Below are 15,473 nucleotides of genomic sequence, written 5' to 3'. Positions count from 1 at the left end.
CCACCCCGGCCGCCAATGCGACCGGGGTTTTGTTGTGTCCGGCAGAGGTCAGTCGCGGCGTGCGCGGCGCAGCCGAAGCGGCGCGTAGACCGCCACCGAGACGACGAAGGCCACGTAGTACGCCAGGTCCGCGCCGTGCAGCGCCTCGGCGACCGGGCCGACGTACAGCGAAGTGTTCATGAAGGGCACCGCGACGGCGAACGCACCTACAAAGGCGAGCACCGCCGGCCACCACGGCTGCGGACGGGCGAATTCCTCGTGCACCTCGACCGGCCGGCCGCCGCGCGCCCTCGCGCGGGCGAGCCAGTCGACCACGACGACACCGATGAAGCCGGGAATCCAGTAACCGACGAAGAGCAGCACGTTCTGGAAACGGGCCGTGGTGTCGGCGGCGTGCATCCACAGCACGAGCAGGAAACCGAGCACGGCGGCGACGGCCGCGGCGAGCGGCCGGGGGATGCGCACGCCCGCCGTCTGCAGCGCCAGCGAGCCGCTGTAGTCGTTCATGGCGTTGCTGCACACCGCGGACGCGGCGATGGCCAGCAGCCCGAAGGCGCCGAGCGCCCCGCCACCGAGCAGTTCCTGCACGCCCGCCGCCGTCTGGTCGGTGAACAGGCCCGCGGCCCACAGGCCGAGCGTCTGCACCCAGAGGTACGCGGCGGCCATGCCGAGCAGCGTGTACCAGAACATCCGCTGCCGGGACGCCGAGCGCGGCAGGTACCGGCTGAAGTCCGAGGCGTACGGCGCCCAGGAGATCGCCAGGCTCAGCGCGACGGTGGTGGTCAGCAGGAACGCGCCGGCCCGGTCCGCGCCGTGCGCGCTGGCGGCCGACGGCAGCGGAACACCGTTCAGGAGCTTGACGCTGAGGGCGAGGAAGGCCGCACCCAGCACGAAGGTCATCACGGTCTGGAGGCGGTGGATGGCCTCGTACCCGAGGACGCCGACGACGCCCTGGAGCAGCAGCACCGTCAGCGCACCCAGCCAGAACGGCCAGCCCACCAGCCGGGCCAGCGCATCCCCGCCGAACAGTCCGATCAGTGCGTCCCAGGCGATGGAGGACAGCCATTGGAGGACGCCGGGCAGTACGACACCGCGGCCGAACGCCAGCCGGGAGAGCGGGAGTTGGCCGGTACCGGTGAGACTCCCCCACGTGCCGAGGTACGCGGACGGGGCGGCGCCGAGCAGCGTGCCGAGCGCCATCGCGGCGAACGCCGTCCAGAAGTCGAGCCCGAGGCCGATGCCGACGGTGCCGGTGAACACGCCGGTCATGGTCAGGTTGGGCGCGAACCACACGGTGAAGAGGCGGCCGGGCCGGCCGTAGCGGTTGCCCTCCGGCACCGGGCCGATGCCGTGCCGCTCGACGGACAGATCGCCGGCTCCGGCGGGCATGCGCCCGTCGAAGACGGGCCTCTCGATGGTCATGGGGTTTCCAGAGGTCGGGGTTCCCGATCGGGAACGGGGTGCGGGTAGCATGGTGAGGCACACGAGACACGGGGTGCCCCATCTCAAGGGCTGAGATCACACCCGTCGAACCTGATCTGGATCGCACCAGCGAAGGGAATGTCACGGAGGAATGCCCCTATGACGCGTCCGGCCGACGACCTGCTCGCCTTCACCCGGCAGGCCCTCAACCGCGTACGCCATGAAACACCACTGGTCCAGTGCCTCACCAACCAGGTGGTCGCCAACTTCACGGCGAACGTCCTGCTCGCACTGGGCGCGGCCCCGGCGATGGTGGACATCCCCGAGGAGGCCGGCCCGTTCGCCGGCGCCGCCTCCGGGGTGCTGGTCAACCTGGGCACCCCGCACGCCGAGCAGCGCGCGGCCATGACCGAGGCGGTCGCTTCGGCGGCCGCCGCCGGCACACCCTGGGTGCTGGACCCGGTCGCGGTCGGGTCGCTGCCCGTGCGGACCGCGCTGGCGCGCGAACTCGTCGCCCAGGGCCCGGCCGTCGTCCGCGGCAACGCCTCGGAGATCATCGCGGTTGCCGGGACCGGCGGCGGCGGGCGCGGCGTGGACGCCACCGACGAGGTCGAGTCGGCGGCCGCCGCCGCGGGTGAGCTGGCCCGCGCCACGGGTGCCGTGGTCGCGGTCTCCGGCCCCGTCGACCTGCTCACCGACGGCGAGCGGGCCGTACGCGTCGCCAACGGGGACCCGCTGCTGACGCGGGTGACCGGCGGCGGCTGCGCGCTGGGCGCGGTGCTCGCGGCGTTCGCGCCGCCGACCACGCCGGAGGACGCGGCGCGGGCCGACCGGCTCGCCGCCGCGACCGCCGCCGTGGCGGTCTACACCGTGGCCGCCGAGATCGCGGCGGAGCGCAGCGGCGGACCCGGGAGCTTCGCGGCCGCCTTCCTGGACGCGCTGTACGGCCTGGACGAGGAGACGCTCGGCAAGCGGGCGGCGATCTCGTGGGCGTGAACGGCACTCCCGCTGACGGCACTCCGGCCGCGCACCCCGACCTCTCCGTGTACCTGGTCACGGACGCGGCGCAGGCCGCGGCGTGCGGCCGGGACGTACCGGGCACGGTCGCCGAGGCCGTGGCGGGCGGCGTCACCGCCGTGCAGGTGCGCGAGAAGGACACCGACGCACGGGTCTTCCTGGAGACGGTGGTGCGGATCGCCGCGGTGCTGCCGGAACGGGTCGCGCTGTTCGTCAACGACCGGGTGGACGTGTACCTCGCGGCGCGTGCGGCCGGGGCGCGGGTGACCGGGGTTCATGTCGGCCAGTCCGACCTGCCGGTGGCCGCCGTCCGCTCGCTCGTCGGGCCGGACGCGGTGATCGGGCTGAGCGCCGCGACGGAGGAGGAGCTGCGGGCCGCCGCCAAGGAACCGGCCCGGGTCGACTACGTCGGCATCGGCGCGCTGCACGCGACCCGTACCAAGGCGGACGCGCCGCCGGAGCTGGGCGTCGAGGGCTTCGGCCGGCTGGCGCTGCCCACCCCGCTCCCGGCGGTCGCGATCGGCGGGGTGACGGTGGCGGACATGCCGCTGCTGCGGGCCACGGGCGCGGCGGGCGGTGCGATCGTCTCGGGCATCTGCGCCGCCCCCGAACCGCGGACCGCGGCACGCGCGTACGCGAAGGCCTGGTCCGGTAGGGCCTGACGGGCGGGTTCTCCCGGCGCCCGCCCGTGACGCAAGTCAGCTCGGCCAGTACCGGCTGACGGACACGGGCGGGGACTTCCCCGCGCGCCCGCCCGTGACGCACCTCAGCTCGGCCGGTACTCGGCCGGTGCCACCTGACGGGCAGGGACGGGGACATCCCAGCGCACCCACCCGTCACGCGCCTCGGTTGTACCGGTCCGCCCGTACCGCCGTCGGGCCGTCCGTCGGGCCATCCCTCGGGCCGTCCGGCAGGAGCGAGCCCTCGGAGGCATCCGGCAGGAGCGTGTCCTCGGCGGCAGGGGGGACGGTGCCGGCGACGACGGTCGTGCGGCCGGACGCGGCGCCCCGGCGTCGGGCGACCAGCCGGCGGGTGGCCTCCAGCAGTCCGACGATCACCAGGGCCAGCGCGAAGGCGAGCAGCAGTCCCTTCACCGGGTCCTCGGCGAAGGCCGCGCCGCCGAGGTACCCGATGGCCGTGCTGAGGACCGCCCACAGCGCGGCGCCTGCCGCGTCCAGCAGCACGAAGCGGCGGAACGGGAAGCGCAGGCTGCCGGTGGACAGCGCGGACGCCACCCGCCCGCCGGGCAGGAAGCGGCCCGCGACCACCAGCGACGTGGCGTGCCGCCCGACCATGGCACGCCCCCATGCGTACCGTTGCCGCCCCTTCTCGCCGCGGAGCAGCCGGCCGATCGCCTTCGGCCCTGCCCAGCGGCCGATGCAGTGACCGAGGCAGTCGCCGCCCAGCGCGCCCAGCGCGGCGACCACGGCCAGCAGCGCGAGCTGCGGAAGGTCGGGGCCGGTCAGCACGGCCACCGTCACCACCGTCGTCTCGCTCGGCATGAACGGCAGCAGCGCGTCCAGGCCGGCCACCAGCAGCACGATCAGCCAGAGCCAGGGCGAGTCCAGCTGCGTCTTGACCAGCTCGGCGAACTGGCCGAACAGCTCAGACATGGACCGGCGGCCGGCTGCCGCGGATCGCTGCGTGCGCCTCGGCGGCCAGCGCGCGCCGGTCCCCCGCGGGCTCCAGCCGGGGGTGCGCGGTCGCCCGTACCGTGAGGCCGTCGGCGCCGATCACTCTGTGCAGACAGCCGGCGAAGTCCTCCTCGCCGAGGAACGCGGCCACGGTGCTGGGCGCGCCGTGCTGCGCGTAGGTGATCGTCACCGGGCGGACGGGCGCCCCGGCGTCGAGCGCGGCCTGGAACGTCGCCCGCCGGAAGCCGCCGGTCTCCGTGCACCAGGTCGTGCCCTGCGGGAACACCAGGACCGAGCGGCCGGCGCGGAGCGTGGCGGCGAGCCGGCCGACGGTACGCGGCAGCGTGCGCAGCCCGTCCCGGTCGATGAACTCCGTCCCGGCTCTGCGCGCCGGCGTGCCGAAGAACGGCCACCCGGCGACCTCGCGCTTGGCCAGCGGGGTGGCGGACTCCACCGCCAGCACGGCGATGACGTCGAGCCAGGAGATGTGGTCCGCGACGATCAGCGTGCCGGGGCCGCCGGGACCGCGCGGCACACTGAGCGCCGGCGTACTGGTCTCCAGCCGCAGGCCGAGCGCGCGGAGCACGGCGCGGGCCCGGAGCCGCATGATCCGGGGGTCGGCGAGGCGCGGTCCAGCCGCCGCGCCGCGGGCCAGGGCCGCGTACCGGCGGGCCCGCTCGGCGCGGGGCACGAGGGGCACGGCGTGCGCGGTCGCTCCGCACACCCGGGCGCCGAGCCGCAGGTAGCCCCGGAAGAGCGGCGGGACGCGGGGGAGGGAGGGCTTGGCGGCGCACAGGGACCAGGCGCTCGCCGCGTCCGCTCCGCCGTCGCCGAGCGATACGGAGGCGCAGCCCGCGAGGTAGCGGTGGCCGGACAGCAGGACGTAGCGGGCGAGCGCGGCCCACATCAGGTTGATCACCGCGCCCGAGCGGTGGTCGGGGTGGACGCAGGAGCGGCCCGCCTCGATCATCGAGGAGCGGATGCCGGCCAGCGCACCGAGGTCGAACTCGCCGACGGAGCAGGCGCGTTCGGTACGGCCGGGCGGCAGCTGCCGGTAGGTGCCGACCACGTCGCCGGTGGCGGCCTCGGTGACGATCAGGTGGTCGGCGAGGTCGTCGAAGGCGTCGGTGTCGTGACCGGCAAGGGCCGGATCGAGGGTGGCGCCCAATTCCTCGCCGAACACCAGGTGACGGAGGCGCTGGGCGGCCCGCGCCTGCGCGGTGGAGTCCGCGAGGGAGGTGACGTAGGTGCTGGTCCCGGTGGTGGCGGGTGGCATCGTCGGCATGGTCTCGCGTCTCCGGTTCACTGGGTTTCCGCGGCGTGGGAGCCGGTCCTCGGCGGCCACGCACCCTTCCGAACCGACGGTAGGAGCGGGGTGCGTGGCGCCACAGTGCCCGAAGATCGGAGCCCGCCCCCGACCTTCGTCAGGGGCCGGTTCCACCGGCCGGAGGAGCACGGTTCCGCGGTGTCAGGGCGAACCCCTGGCCCTCCGGGAAAACCCTTACTCCCCCGGGAAGTGGCGTCGGTGGCGGTCGTCCATCCGTTCCGTGTCCAGCAGGAGAAAGAAGTCCGCGACACCGGAGTCCGGGTCGTGCGCCGGCGCTCCGCACATCCACGCGCCGGCCCGCAGGCAGCCGCGGAGCAGCGGCGGCAGCAGCGCGTAACTCGGCTCGTTCTCGCTCACGCCCTTCGGCGTCCAGGGGCGGTACGGGTGGACCCGCAGCTCGACCGGTACGCAGTGCTTCACGTTGCCGAGCAGCCAGGCGCTGGACGCGGCCTGGCCGCCGTCGTCCAGCGGGACGGACGCGCACCCGGCCAGGTAACGGGCGCCGTTCAGCAGGACGTACCGCGCGAGTCCGGCCCACATCAGGTCGAGCACCGTGCCGGTCCGGTGTCCGGGGTCGACGCACGAGCGGCCCGCCTCCACCAGCCGGCCGCGCAGCGGCTGGAGTGCGCGGAGGTCGAACTCGTCCTCCGCGCGCAGGGTTTCGGCGCGGCCCGGCGGCAGCAGCCGGCAGGTACCGACCACGTCGCCGCTCGCCGTGGCCGTCACGATCAGATGGTCCGCCGACGCGTCGGATCCGTCGGCTTCACGGCCCGCGCGCCGGGTGCGTGCGGTTGCTCCCTTCGCCTCGGCGAAGACCCGTTGGCGCAGCCGCTGGGCGGCCCGTATCTCCCCGGCCGTGTCGGCGATCGAGACGACATACGAACCGGTGGCCGCGACTGCGGTGGATCCCGAGAGCATGTGAAACGTTCTCCCTTCCTGGAGACGACCGGGCGCCGGCACAGCGCGCCCGGCGGAGCCGCACGCCGGGCGGCTGTTGCGCCGCTGGACCATGAAAGCCACGCGCGGCCCCCGGGGCCCGGCATCGGCCGAAAGCCACCGCCCGCGCCCGGCTTCCGGCAGGGCCTGTCGGAGTACCCCGGCAACGCGCCCGACAGGCCCTCCGGCCCGCTGTCCAGAGGCCGACCGGCCCATGCCCGCCGACCGCCGGCGGTGGCAGAATCCCAGTCGCTCCCGCGTCGCCCCCGCGTCGCGCCACGGCGGGCCGCGACGGCTAGTCCCAGCAGGTCCTGATGCCGAGGGAGACCGCGATGACGTGGACCGCTCCTTCCCTGCACCCGTGGTGGGCCGCTGTTCGCCACCGTCTCCGCACACAGCTCGTGCCGGTTTCCGCCCGGCCGCCCGTGGCGGGCGGTGCCGCGCTGTCCGGTCCCGCCGCCGCGCCGACCGGGCCGTCCCCGGTCGCGGTACGCCGGTACGCCGACCGCACCGTCATCGAGGTGCACCGCCCGATCCGCCCGACGGCCGAACCGCATCTGGGGCGGCTGCTCAACGCCGTCATCCGTCCCGGCAGCGGCAACGTGGTCGTCGATCTGCACCGGGTGGGCCGGGCCGGCGACACCGCGGCGCTCGTACGGCTGGCCGAAGTCCTGTGCGCCCACCACGAGGTGGAGTGCTCCATCGAGTACGAGGCCGCTTCGGCACCGGCGGTGCAACGGGCGCCGGAGGCCGTCGCCCGGTCGGCGCCGAGCAGACGCGGCCCGCCGCCGAACGGACCGCCCCGCTCCGGAACGGTATCCGTAGATCGCTATCCCATAACGGACTTCCGTTCGAATGCCTCGGTCACCCCATCTGCCCCGTACCGTACCTCTCGTTGCCCTCTTGAACTTGTTCAAGAGGCACTCAGGGGAGGGAGCGCGGATGCGCAGCGGGGTGAAGATCACCATTGTCGGCGGGGTGCTGACCGTCGTGGGCGGGGGCGTGCTGTACCTCGGCTACAACCTGGTCAACGGCGTCATGGGGTACGGCGGTTCGGAGACCACGGCACAGGCGGCGCCGGTACGGACCGGGCCGCCGAGCGCCGACGAGACGACGAAGACGGCCACGGCCTTCCTCGCCGCATGGGCGAAGGGCGACAACGCCACCGCCGCCGGCCTCACGGACAACCAGGCGGTCGCCCGCACCGAACTGGCCGGATTCCATGACCAGGCGCACTTCACCCACGTCGTGATCAAGCCCGGTGAGCGGAGCGGCACGACCGTTCCGTACACCGTCAAGGCCGAGGTGTCGTACGACGGGCGGACCAAGCCCCTGTCGTACGCCTCGGAACTGCGGATCGTGCGGGGCCGGACCACGCACAAGCCGCTGGTGGACTGGCGGTCCTCGGTGCTGCACCCGCAGCTCAGGGACGGCGAGTACCTGGTGACGGGGGCGAGCGAGACACCGGAGATCCGGGCCGTCGACCACGCGGGGCGGACGCTGACCAAGGAGGAGTACCCCTCGCTGGGCCCGCTGCTGGACGGCCTGCGGGAGAAGTACGGCAGGAAGGCCGGCGGCACGGCCGGCATCGAGTTGCGCATCGACAACGCGTCGGGCGAGCCCGCGCGCACCCTGCTCACCCTCCGCAAGGGCCGGGCCGGGACGCTGCACACGACGCTGGACGCGGACGTGCAGGCGGCGGCGGAGCGGGCGGCGAAGTCCTATCCGGAGTCGTCGGTGGTGGCGGTCCGGCCGAGCACGGGCGAGATCCGGGCGGTGGCCAACAACCGCGCGGACGGCTACAACGCGGCGATGCTGGGCAAGGTGGCGCCCGGCTCCACCATGAAGATCGTCACGGCCGCGATGATGATCGAGAACGGGGTCGCGGACGCGAACGCCAAGGTCGCCTGCCCGCCCACCGTCAGCTGGGAGGGCTACACCTTCCACAACCTGGACGACTTCTCGATCGCGGACGGCACCCTCACCGATGCCTTCGCCCGGTCCTGCAACACCGCGTTCATCAAGGCGGTCAAGCCGCTCAACGACCGGGGCGTCGCGGGCACCGCGCTGGGCCGGACGGCCCGCGACTCCTTCGGCCTCGGCGGGGACTGGCAGACCGGCTTGCCGTCCTTCGACGGCAGCGTCCCGGAGTCGTCCGGGGTGGAATCCGCCGCCTCGTACATCGGCCAGGGCAAGGTGCAGATGTCGCCGCTGGCCGTGGCGTCGGTGACCGCGACCGTCGTCAACGGCGGCTTCCGGCAGCCCGTCCTCGTACCGCAGTCGCTGGACGGCCGGACCCTGGCGACCGCGCGCCCGCTGCCCCCGTCCGTCACCCGGCAGCTGCGGCAGATGATGCACGCGGCGACCGTCGGCCGGGGCACGGCCGTGGCCGCGATGGCGGGCGTCGGCGGGGCGAAGGGCGCGAAGACCGGCTCCGCCGAGAAGGACGGGCAGTCCCGGTCCAACAGCTGGTTCACCGGCTACAGCGGCGACCTCGCGGCCGCGGCGCTCGTCCAGTCGGGCGGCCACGGCGGCGACGCGGCGGGACCGGTCGTCGCGCAGGTGCTGCGCGCCGGGTAGCGCCGCGTCGCGTGACGCATCGTCAGGCCTGCTTCAGCGTACGGGCGAAGAGGTCCAGCAGCGCTTCCCAGTGCCGGGCCAGGCCCGCCTCGCTGTACGCGGCGGTGTCGGACATGGTGAAGCCGTGGACGGTGTCCGGGTACACCTCGGAGCGGTACGTCACGCCAGCGGCGTCGAGCGCGGTCTCCAGCCGGGAGATGTGCTCGGCGTTCATGGAGTCGTCCTCGGAGGCGTGCCCGAAGTACAGCTCGGCGCGGACGTCACCGGCCGACCGGTGCGGGCTGTCCGGCGCCTCCGTGGCGAGGTGGCCGCCGTGGAAGCTCGCCGCCGCGGCCACCCGGTCGGGGAACCGCGCCGCGGTGCGCAGGGAGAGCACCCCGCCCATGCAGTAGCCCGTCAGCCCCACCGGGCCGCTGCCGACCTGGTCCTGGGCGGCCAGGAAGCCGAGGTAGCTCTCGGCGTCGCGCAGCGCCAAGTCCGGCGTCAGCGCGTGGACCAGCGGCATGACCTTCCCGAAGAACTCCGCCCGGCGCTCCGGGGTCGAGAGGTCGCCCACCTCCACCACGGGCGCCGGGCCGCTGCGGTAGAAGAGGTTGGGCACCAGTACGTAGTACCCGTGGGAGGCCAGCTCGCGGGCCATGTCCTCCAACACCGGACGCAGGCCGATGGCGTCCATGTAGAACAGCACCGCGGGGTGCGGGCCGTCCCCCGCCGGGCGCGCGACGAAGGCGTCGCACGAGCCGTCGGGGGTAGCGATCGTCACCGACCTGGATTCCGTCTTCACTGCCACGTTCTCTCCTCACCGGGACCTGCATCGTCAAGATGCATCATGCACCGATGGTGGGTCGTGGAACGCATCCGGGGGGATGTTCGGCAAGGCTTGGCTGGTTATGCGGTAGCGCCCGTTGGGCAGCGAGTGGCCCGACTCGGCCACATGGACGGTGAGCGGGCCCGCCCACTCGTAGCCGCGTTCCGCGGCGTGCCGGGCCAGCGTGTCGGTCAGCGTCTGCGCGACGACCTCGTCCCGTTCGCCGAGTCTTTCGTGGACGTACGGGGCGAGTTCGACGTCGTAGGCGTTGGGCACCAATATCCGGTTCTCGCTGCAGACGACGGCGTGATCGTCGCACTCGCGTTGCAGCGCGTCGACCAGCTGCACCGGATCACTGCGGAACACCCTGTTGACCAGCGTGTGCTCCCAGTGCTCCACCGCGTCTTCCCATTGCGTGAGCAATCCCATGGGGTGTCGGGTGCCCTGGATGAAATCCCTCATGCGGGCCGGAAACGGTGCCGCCGGACGAAACCCGCGGAGTCACTGGCCGATCACCGTGCGCATCATTCCGGCCATTACCACGCTTGGCAGGAAATCACACGCTTTCCAAGAACAAGACCCGCTACTGTCAGCAACGTGAGAGTAGCTCACAACTCCCCCGCACGATGAGGTAGTCAGATGCCGCTCCCCGACGGCTTGGAGATGACCGCGCTCGCCTCCGGTGACGACTGCGTGGTCCTGCAGATCAGCGGCGAGCTCGATCACTTTACCGAGCAGCCGTTCCGCGCGTCCGTCGGCGCCTTCCTGGGCCGCGGGCACCGCCATGCCGTCCTGGACTGCTCCGCGCTCACCTTCTGCGACTCGCGCGGGCTGAACTGCCTGCTCAGCGTCGAATGGCTGCTGGAGCGGCGGCAGGGCAGGCTGCTGCTGGCGAGGGTGCGTCCCAACGTCGCCCGCGTCCTGCAGCTGACCGGCACCCTGCTGCGCACCTTCCCCACCGTCGAGCGGGCCCTGGCGACCCTGCCCCCGGAGCAGCGCCCCGCATGGCCTCCACCATCCGGCCGGCACCGACTTCCCGGCGGCCACTCGGAATCTGCCGCGAGCGGGGCTCCGGTGACGCGCCACGGGTCTAGCGTGGAGGCAGGCTGAGGCGGCTCCGCAGGACCGCAGGAGTCGGCCGCCCCGGCACGAACCGAGGAGGGGGCCATGCTCCAGACCCGCGAACTGTTCGACACGATGGCCGCCAAGGGCGGGTTCGACAGTGCCGTCCTCGCCGATGCCGTCGATGTCCTCCAGGAGTGCGAAGAGGCCGTCATGGCATGCGCGACGGGCATGCTGGCGGGGTCCGACGCCGCGCAGACGTCCGGCATCGGCCGTGACCTGGACTGCGCCGACGTCGCCGGGACGACCCGCCGGGTACTGACGCGGAGCGGCGGCCCCGACGACACCCTGGTCCGCACGCAGCTGGAGGCTTGCGTGGTGGCGTGCGAGCGCAGCAACGAAGTGTGCGGTGCGCAGGCCGGCCACCACGCACACTGCCGCATCTGCGCGGAGACCACCCGCCGCTGCGCCGAGATGTGCCGCCGCCTGCTCGGTACGCTCCCCGGCTGAGGCCGCCGGCCGTTGCGCCCCCGGCCCCCGAGCCGCCGCCCCCGGGCCTCAGTCCTTGAGGAAGGCGAGCAGGTCGCGGTCGAAGGTCTCCTCGTATTCACCGGTCAGGCCGTGCGGCGCACCGGGGTAGACCTTCAGCACCGCGTCCTTCACCATCGGGGCCGCCTTGTGTGCCGCGGCCCCGATGGGCACGATCTGGTCGTCCTCCCCGTGGGCGATGAGCGTGGGTACGTCGATGCCGCGCAGATCCTCCGTGAAGTCCGTCGCGGAGAACTGCTCCACGCAGTCGTGCGCGGCCTTCATCCCGACCTGCATGCTCATCAGCCAGAACGCGTCCCGCGTGCCCTGCGGGACGTCCGCGCCCGGCCGGTTCGCACCGTAGAAGGGCGCGCTCAGGTCCTGGTAGAACTGCGACCGGTTGTGCAGCACCCCTTCACGGAGGGAGTCGAACACCTCGCCCGGCGTGCCCTCCGGGTTGGCCTCCGTGCGGAGCATCAACGGCGGTACGGCGCCGAGCAGTACGAGCTTGGCGACCCTCGCCGAACCGTGCCGCCCGAGGTAGCGCACCACTTCCCCGCCGCCCGTCGAGTGCCCGACCAGGACCACGTCGCGCAGGTTGAGGATTTCGAGGAGCCGGGCCAGGTCGTCCGCGTAGGTGTCCATGTCGTTGCCCTGCCACGGCTGCCCGGAGCGCCCGTGGCCGCGGCGGTCGTGCGCGAGGGCGCGGTAGCCGTGCTCGGCCACCAGGCGCAACTGCGGGTCCCAGGCGTCCGCGTTGAGCGGCCAGCCGTGGCTGAAGACGACGGGGCGTCCGCTGCCCCAGTCCTTGTAGAAGATCTCGGTGCCGTCCGCCGTTGTGAACGTCCCCATGACGACCTCCTGTTGTCGGTCCACTGCCGTGCGCCGCGGGACCGAACCTAGAGGGCCGGGGCGCCCGCCGCCCACTGCCCGGCGGCGGAACACGCGGCGTACTTTGCCTACGCCACCGGCCCGGACCGCTACAAGTAAGGAGTAAAATGAATTACACTCCTTAGCAAGGATCCGGCGGCCCGAGGGCTCGTCCGTCCCCGTCCGCCCCCGCGCGAAAGGACCGGTCCGTTGTCCGAGACCCGCACCTGGCAGTTGAGCAGGACCTTCCGGAGCACCGCCGGCACGGTGCGCTGGGAACGGCTCGGCCCGGAGGACGCCGAGCCGGTGGTGCTCCTGCACGGCACGCCCTTCTCCTCGTACGTCTGGCGGGAGATCGCGCCCGCGCTGGCACGGCGGTACCAGGTGTTCGTCTGGGACATGCCCGGCTACGGCGCGTCGGAGAAGCGGCAGGGGCAGGACGTCTCGCTGGCGGCCCAGGGCCGGGTCTTCACGGAACTGCTGGAGCACTGGCGGCTGTCCCGGCCGTCCGTCGTCGCGCACGACTTCGGCGGGGCCGTGTCCCTCCGGGCCCACCTGCTGCACGGAGTCCCCTACCGCCGGCTGGCCCTGGTCGACCCGGTGGCGCTCGCGCCCTGGGGCTCCTCGTTCTTCCGGCTGGCCGGTGAGCACTCCCCGGTCTTCGAGCAGCTGCCGCCCGCACTCCACCTCGGGCTGGTACGGGAGTACCTCCGCTCGGCGAGCCACCGGGGGCTGCGCGACGACGTGGCCGAGGAGCTGGCCCGCCCCTGGTCCGACGAGGCGGGCCAAGCGGCCTTCTACCGGCAGATCGCCCAGGCGGACCAGCGGTACACCGACGAGATCCAGGACAAGTACCCCGGCATCGATCTCCCCGTCACCGTCTGCTGGGGCACCGAGGACACCTGGATCCCGGTGGCCAAGGCACACGAACTGGCGGCGGCGATTCCGGGAGCACGGCTCGAACTGATCCCGGACGCCGGGCATCTGGTGCCCCTCGACGCGCCGGTACGGCTCTACTCCGCCCTGCTCGACTTCCTCAGCGCGCCGGCGTGACGCTCGGGGCGCACAGTCCGGCGGCCCGCTCGGCCGCCTCGGCGACGGCCAGCAGCAGGGGCTCGGCCCCGTGCGGGGCCACGACCTGGAGGCCCACCGGGCAGCCGTCCGCGCCGAACCCCGCCGGGATGCTCGCCGCCGGATGCCCGCTGAGGTTGAACGCCCAGGTCAGTGCGGTGCTGTAGCGCTCCCCCGGCCCTTCGTGACCGTGCGGCGGATTCGGGGTGGCGGGCGTGAGCAGGAGCGGCACGCGGGCGAAGAGCGCGGCGAGCCGCCGGTCGTTGTCCGCCCGTACCCGCTCCGCCGCGGCCGGGTCGGCGCCGGGGGTCCGCAACGCCTGCCAGGCGGCCCCCGGGTCGGCCAGCCGGACGGGCTCGTCCGTCACGAAGCGGACGACGCCCGCCTCGGCGAGCCGCTCGGCCGCCCGGCGGGCGATCGCCGCCGGCTCCCGGTCCGGCCGCGCGAACCCCAGGTCGTCCGACCAGACGGCGGCGAGGGGCAGCGCCGCGCCCGCCGGGCCGGACAGCGCATTCGGGCCGGGCACTGCGTGCGGACCGGGTGCCGCATCCGGGCCCGGAGGCCGCTCGGCGCCGGCCGGGCCGCCCGCGCCGCACACCACGCGCCAGAAAGCCGCCATGTCCGCCGCGGACCGGGCGAGCACGCCGGGCGCTGCGAGGCCCGTACGGTCCGGCGAGGGCAGCAGGCCGTTGGTGACCTTCAGCCCGAAGACCCCGCACCAGGCGGCCGGGATGCGCACCGAGCCCGCGCCGTCGCTGCCCGTGGCCAGCGGCACGAGACCGGCCGCGACCGCAGCGGCGGAACCGGCCGACGAGCCGCCGGGCGTCCGGTCGGCGCGCCACGGGTTACGGGTCCGTCCGCCCCCGCCCAGCCCCCAGGTCTGCCACGGGGTGCCGGGCCCCGGTACGGACGTCGCCCCGAGCGGCACGCAGCCGGCCGCCACCAGCGCCCGTGCCGCCGCGGCCCGCGCGCCGCGCACGCCCTTGACCCCTATCGGCACCCCCGCGAGGGGCAGCTCCGCCCCGGCGGCGACCAGCCGGTCGACCTCCGCCGCCCGCTCCAGCGCCGCTTCGCCCCACACCTCGTGGAAGGCGTGCAGCTCCGGCTCGATCTCCGCGGTCCGGGCGAGCGCGGCCGTGACCGCCTCGACGGCGGTGAGCTCCCCTGCCCGTACGGCCGAGGCGATCCCGGCGGCGGTGAGCGACGCATCGCCGTCCCGGCCGGGCCGCGGCCCGGCGGACGGTCCACCGACGTTCTTGTTCGACATGACGGGCCCCCTGGATCTCCGAAGTTGTCCGGGCTGTCGCCCACGGGGGGGCGTCACCCGCCGTCCCGGCCGCCGGCAGGCCGGCGCCGCTGTCTCTCCGCTACCCCTCCGCCGCCGCGGTGCGGCAGGCCGGGTGGCCCCAGCCCTCGGAATTCTTCGCGATGGACTCGCCGGCCGTGTAAGCGCGCCCGCAGCGGCAGCGGCCCGGGAACTTGGCCTTGAGCGTACGAGCGGTCGAGCCGCGCCGCTTCGACGCGCCCGCGGAGGTCTTCGCGCCCGCACCGGAGGACTTCGGGCCGGCGGCGCGGCGGGTCGAGGCGGGGGCGGGCGGCGGGTGCGGGGAGCCGTGCTCGCTGCCGGCGGGCTGCTGTGCGGTGGCGGCCTGGCTGGCGGCCCGGTCGGCGAAGTCGTTCAGGACGTCGCCGTCGACCTGGTGGGCGGGCACGTACTGGAAGTCCACCGAGCGGCCCGTGAGCAGCGCGTCGATGCGGACGACCAGCTCCTGGTTGGCGACCGGCTTGCCGGCGGACGTCTTCCAGCCCTTGCGCTTCCAGCCGGGCAGCCAGGTGGTGACCGCCTTCATCGCGTACTGGGAGTCCATCCGGACCTCCAGCGGGACATCCGGGTCGACCGCCGTCAACAGCCGCTCCAGGGCGGTGAGTTCGGCGACGTTGTTGGTCGCCGTGCCCAGCGGGCCCGCCTCCCAGCGGGCGGGTTCGCCCGCCGCGTCGGCGATGACCCAGCCCCAGCCGGCCGGGCCGGGATTTCCTTTCGACGCCCCGTCACACGCGGCGATCACACGTTCAGCCATGCCCCGATCATCCCAGTCCGGCGGGGTGCCGTGCGCCAGGGCCTCCCGGATGCCGTGGGGGACGATGGGGTACGACAACGGCTGGGGCGCCGATTCCGGATCTCTACACTGCTGTAGATTCGCACCCGGCTCCACCCACC

At 73.9% G+C, this 15,473-nt stretch carries 14 protein-coding genes, 2 pseudogenes and 1 riboswitch; of the genes and pseudogenes, 6 read left to right on the top strand and 10 right to left on the bottom strand.

The annotated features are described in order from the left end of the window. Positions 1-48 precede the first annotated feature (48 nt). The gene (locus tag ACZ6WH_RS31205; RefSeq protein WP_432860521.1) at positions 49-1,422 is read right to left on the bottom strand and encodes a purine-cytosine permease family protein; all 1,374 of its coding nucleotides are present in this window, start codon (positions 1,420-1,422) and stop codon (positions 49-51) included. Positions 1,423-1,481: 59 nt separating this feature from the next. Beyond that, positions 1,482-1,578, top strand: a riboswitch (TPP riboswitch). Positions 1,579-1,581: 3 nt separating this feature from the next. On the opposite strand from ACZ6WH_RS31205, the gene thiM reads away from it, so the two are divergent. Both thiM and thiE read left to right on the top strand, forming a co-directional pair. Continuing rightward, positions 1,582-2,418, top strand: a complete 837-nt coding sequence (gene thiM / locus ACZ6WH_RS31200) for a hydroxyethylthiazole kinase (protein ID WP_469732523.1) — start codon at positions 1,582-1,584, stop codon at positions 2,416-2,418. After that, positions 2,415-3,101, top strand: coding sequence for a thiamine phosphate synthase (gene thiE / locus ACZ6WH_RS31195; RefSeq protein WP_469732521.1), 687 nt, complete (start codon positions 2,415-2,417; stop codon positions 3,099-3,101). Before thiM ends, thiE begins: the two co-directional genes overlap by 4 nt. A 174-nt stretch (positions 3,102-3,275) precedes the next feature. On the opposite strand, the gene ACZ6WH_RS31190 is transcribed toward thiE, so the two are convergent. The 4 genes and pseudogenes from ACZ6WH_RS31190 to ACZ6WH_RS31175 form a co-directional block, all read right to left on the bottom strand. Then, positions 3,276-4,052, bottom strand: a complete 777-nt coding sequence (locus ACZ6WH_RS31190; protein WP_469732519.1) for a DedA family protein — start codon at positions 4,050-4,052, stop codon at positions 3,276-3,278. Then, positions 4,045-4,575: pseudogene (locus tag ACZ6WH_RS31185) on the bottom strand (lysophospholipid acyltransferase family protein); the annotation flags it as partial. The gene ACZ6WH_RS31190 and the pseudogene ACZ6WH_RS31185, both read right to left, overlap by 8 nt. Before the next feature lie 282 nt (positions 4,576-4,857). After that, positions 4,858-5,358: pseudogene (locus ACZ6WH_RS31180) on the bottom strand (GNAT family N-acetyltransferase); the annotation flags it as partial. A gap of 216 nt (positions 5,359-5,574) precedes the next feature. Continuing rightward, positions 5,575-6,318, bottom strand: coding sequence for a GNAT family N-acetyltransferase (locus ACZ6WH_RS31175; protein WP_469732517.1), 744 nt, complete (start codon positions 6,316-6,318; stop codon positions 5,575-5,577). 960 nt (positions 6,319-7,278) lie between these two features. Here ACZ6WH_RS31175 and ACZ6WH_RS31170 point away from each other — a divergent pair. Beyond that, on the top strand, positions 7,279-8,916 hold the full coding sequence (locus ACZ6WH_RS31170) for a penicillin-binding transpeptidase domain-containing protein (RefSeq protein ID WP_469732515.1): 1,638 nt from the start codon (positions 7,279-7,281) through the stop codon (positions 8,914-8,916). A 22-nt stretch (positions 8,917-8,938) separates the two neighbouring features. Here ACZ6WH_RS31170 and ACZ6WH_RS31165 read toward each other — a convergent pair whose 3' ends face one another. Continuing rightward, on the bottom strand, positions 8,939-9,706 hold the full coding sequence (locus ACZ6WH_RS31165) for a dienelactone hydrolase family protein (protein WP_469732513.1): 768 nt from the start codon (positions 9,704-9,706) through the stop codon (positions 8,939-8,941). 27 nt (positions 9,707-9,733) lie between these two features. Beyond that, positions 9,734-10,186 carry a DUF3662 domain-containing protein gene (locus ACZ6WH_RS31160; RefSeq protein WP_469732511.1) on the bottom strand — a complete coding sequence of 151 codons (453 nt, stop codon included), beginning with the start codon at positions 10,184-10,186 and terminating at the stop codon, positions 9,734-9,736. A gap of 177 nt (positions 10,187-10,363) precedes the next feature. On the opposite strand from ACZ6WH_RS31160, the gene ACZ6WH_RS31155 reads away from it, so the two are divergent. Together ACZ6WH_RS31155 and ACZ6WH_RS31150 are read left to right on the top strand one after the other, a co-directional pair. Next, complete coding sequence (locus tag ACZ6WH_RS31155) at positions 10,364-10,834, top strand: STAS domain-containing protein (protein ID WP_469732509.1); 471 nt, start codon at positions 10,364-10,366, stop codon at positions 10,832-10,834. Positions 10,835-10,891: 57 nt separating this feature from the next. Continuing rightward, a complete protein-coding gene (locus ACZ6WH_RS31150) occupies positions 10,892-11,296 on the top strand; it encodes a four-helix bundle copper-binding protein (RefSeq protein ID WP_432860501.1) in 405 nt (134 codons plus the stop codon). A 48-nt stretch (positions 11,297-11,344) separates the two neighbouring features. On the opposite strand, the gene ACZ6WH_RS31145 is transcribed toward ACZ6WH_RS31150, so the two are convergent. Then, on the bottom strand, positions 11,345-12,166 hold the full coding sequence (locus ACZ6WH_RS31145) for an alpha/beta fold hydrolase (RefSeq protein WP_469732507.1): 822 nt from the start codon (positions 12,164-12,166) through the stop codon (positions 11,345-11,347). A 228-nt stretch (positions 12,167-12,394) separates the two neighbouring features. Between ACZ6WH_RS31145 and ACZ6WH_RS31140 the strand changes: the two genes are divergently transcribed. Then, positions 12,395-13,237, top strand: a complete 843-nt coding sequence (locus ACZ6WH_RS31140; protein WP_469732505.1) for an alpha/beta fold hydrolase — start codon at positions 12,395-12,397, stop codon at positions 13,235-13,237. On the opposite strand, the gene ACZ6WH_RS31135 is transcribed toward ACZ6WH_RS31140, so the two are convergent. Both ACZ6WH_RS31135 and ACZ6WH_RS31130 read right to left on the bottom strand, forming a co-directional pair. Beyond that, entirely contained in the window at positions 13,221-14,522 is a 1,302-nt protein-coding gene (locus ACZ6WH_RS31135) for an amidase family protein (protein WP_469732503.1), read from the bottom strand. The two genes, ACZ6WH_RS31140 and ACZ6WH_RS31135, sit on opposite strands and share 17 nt — an antisense overlap. A gap of 100 nt (positions 14,523-14,622) precedes the next feature. Next, positions 14,623-15,333, bottom strand: a complete 711-nt coding sequence (locus tag ACZ6WH_RS31130) for a ribonuclease H family protein (protein ID WP_469732501.1) — start codon at positions 15,331-15,333, stop codon at positions 14,623-14,625. Positions 15,334-15,473: the final 140 nt, after the last annotated feature.

Source organism: Streptomyces sp. NPDC050806 (assembly GCF_055586425.1).
Note: the sequence above shows the minus strand (reverse complement) of the source record. Positions and strands in the feature narration are given on the sequence as shown.